Annotated in this window: 1 protein-coding gene; it reads right to left on the reverse strand. The window is 41.9% G+C overall.

Annotated elements, in window-relative coordinates; translation table 11 throughout:
* Positions 1–58 precede the first annotated feature (58 nt).
* Positions 59–2,498 (reverse strand): glycoside hydrolase family 3 N-terminal domain-containing protein (locus tag ACESK1_RS13040; protein WP_372920609.1); only part of this gene is annotated, 2,440 nt, incomplete at its 5' end.

Genomic DNA, 2,498 nt, shown 5'->3' on the forward strand with positions numbered 1-2,498 from the left:
GTTTTTGATAATTCTATTCTGAAAAAGCTAAGAATTTACGGTAAACCGTAAATTCTTGCTATTTCTCAATAGCATCATAAAGCACCTGCTGAATATTGGTCCTGGTATTTAAACTGTATAATCTCGTATTTCCGCGGGTAGGTAAAACGCGGTTGGAAAGAAAGAGATAAAGCAGGTCTTCTTCAGGATCCATCCACACCATTATTCCGGTAAAACCCGTGTGTCCAAAGCTTGCTTTACTGGCATCCTTAGCGGTATTGCCGCTTTCTCCTTTATATTCCAGATAGGGTTTATCGAAGCCCATTCCACGATGGTTATCATTTTCGGGAAACTGAACTTTGGACCATTCCCTTAAGGTTTCCTCCTCAATATAGCGTTTCCCGGCATATTCTCCCATATTTAGATACATCTGCAAAAGTTTAGCAAGGTCATTGGCATTTCCAAAAAGCCCGGCGTGACCTGAAATTCCGCCAAACATCACAGCACCTTCATCGTGTACTCGTCCGTGAATGGGTCCTCTTCTAAATAAATAATCGTGCTCAGTTGGCACAATTTCTTTTTTTGAGTATTTCTCATATGGATTGAAAGTAAGTGAAGTCGCTCCCAGGGATTTATAAAAATTTTCATCCAGGAATTCAGCAAAACCGGTATCAATACGGCTTTCTACAACGCGGGGAGCAAGAATAAAGAAAAAGTCTGAATATTTATATTTCTTCTCATCTTCCAGAGGAGAATTGCGAATCGCCTTCACCATTTTATCAGGATAATTTCTATGCAGGTACATATTATCGGAAATCTTTATCGGAAATCGCTTAGAAGAATCCTGTTTGATTGTGAACCATTTATAACTGCCGTTATTTCTGCGCGTATTCCGCCAAAAAGGGATCCAGGATTTAAGCCGGCCCTGGTGGGTTAAAATATCGTAAAGTGGAATATCTTCTTTGTTGGAACCTTTAAATACGGGCAGATAATCGGCCAGTGTATGATTAACATTAAATTTCCCTTCATCATTCAACTTCATCAAGGCAGCTAAAGATGCAGAAATTTTGGTCACAGAGGCCAGGTCATAAACATCGGTTTTTTTCACTTTAACGGTGTCACTATAATCATGTAAACCATAAGCTTTATGAAATACGACTTTCCCATTTCTGGCTACCAGGATCTGTCCACCGGGAATAGCTTTCATATCCATAGCCTGATGCATTAAAGAGTCAATCCCACCATACAGAATTTCAGAATTCATTCCGGCATCTTCGGGGCTGGTATATTTTAGGCGTAATTCACCCTCAACCTCCAGGCCCTCGCCCGATTTGAATTTTTTCCCAACACTCACCGGAAGTTTCCCATTCGCTCCAACCCCGCCAAAAATAAGCTGGGCTGCAAGTTCCTGGGTGATCTTATTATCCTGATAGGTAAGAATCAAGCCTCCCGCATTTTCCACTCCTTTAAGTTTGTCCAGAGAATAAGGATTTTTAAAGTAAGCGACTATACTGTTATCCTCTTCGAAGATTTCGCCCATAAGATTTTGAACCGAATTTGAAAACTTCATCGTATTACGAGGAAATCGACTGTCATCATGGATCCCGGCGATTATATAATCAAAGTCTTTTAATTCCTCAAAGATCTCTTTTAATTCTGAAGTTTTGGCGTCCAGTCCCACCTGGTAATGTTTTACATCGGTATAAAGACTCAGGCTTTCCTGGAAAACAGTTTCTTTTTTAGCCCCAAACGATACTGAAGCGATCTTAACATCCTGAAGCTCTTTCACCGGCATGATATCCCTGTCATTCTTAAGTACCGTGAGCGAGGCCTCAACCAGTTTCCGGTTTAACCATTCTGCTTCCAGGGTGGTAATTTCTTCATCAATATTTTTAAGCGGAGTAGGCGAATATTGATCCAGACCTACCCATTGTTTCACAGCTAATAATTTCCTTACCCGTTTATCGATTTCAGCCTGGGTGATAAGGCCCTGATCTATGGCTTTTCTTATCTCGGCGATCGCTTTTGGGACATCTTCGGTGAATTCCAGCAGGTCGTTTCCTGCCAGGATCGCATCCTTATCTACTACTCCCGGTTCATTACCTTCAGTCACCCCTTTCATATTCATCGCATCGGTAACGATCAAACCTTCAAAGCCTAACCTCTCCTTTAGAATTCCGGTAATTATCGGTTTGGATAAAGTTGAAGGCACTCCTGTTGAATCCAGGGCAGGTATATCAAGGTGGGCGACCATCACGCCACCAATTCCGGCGTCTATAAGTTTTTTGAAAGGATGCATCTCCAACGAATCCAGCCTGTTAAAAGCGTGATTTATCTGTGGAAGCGCATAATGGGAATCGGTGTCGGTGTCTCCGTGGCCCGGGAAGTGTTTTGCCGTGGTTAACAAATTAGCATCCTGCATTCCCTTCATATAGGCGATCCCTTTTTGGGAAACATTTTCCTTGTTTTCTCCGAAAGACCTGTAATTGATCACAGGATTATCAGGGTTATTGTTCACG

This window comes from Salegentibacter sp., assembly GCF_041642575.1.
GTDB lineage: Bacteria > Bacteroidota > Bacteroidia > Flavobacteriales > Flavobacteriaceae > Salegentibacter.